Genomic DNA, 516 nt, shown 5'->3' on the forward strand with positions numbered 1-516 from the left:
CTTTCAAATTGATATCGTTCGCGTAGTTGTTGCCTTCATTGACAATTTTAAGAATGTAACCCGACGCTTTGTTTGGGCTGTAATGCTCCACCATCGGCGTTTTCGTAAACGTTAGATCGGGGATCTTTGCCGTGCTGGTCGCTTCTGCCGTTTTTGTGGTGCCGTTGTAGGTAACATCAACGGTATTGGTCACCTCGCCAACGACTTGCGAGTTGAGCTCACCTTCTACGGTGATGGTCACCACATCATTAGGCGCAATATCAATACTGCCATCAATGAACTCGTCATTGGCTGCGGGGAACTTAGTGGCTCCGTTCAAAGACTCGGCATTCATGTAAATAGTCCCAGACTCAAACGCAATCACGTCCGCACCAGTCACGCTGGCCGCCGTAATTTTGTTTACGAAGTCTTTAACTTGGACATCGTTCGCCCAGTTTGCCGTGGTGTTTTCAATTTGAATCGTATACGTCAGCGTGTCGCCAGACTCATACTGAGTTTTATCGACGATTTTTGTCA

At 47.3% G+C, this 516-nt stretch carries 1 protein-coding gene; it reads right to left on the bottom strand.

What is annotated here, in order from left to right:
- On the bottom strand, nt 1-516 hold a 516-nt coding region (locus R7R78_RS29495; protein ID WP_225475009.1), incomplete at both ends, for a hypothetical protein.

The organism is Vibrio sp. 2134-1, from assembly GCF_033339495.1.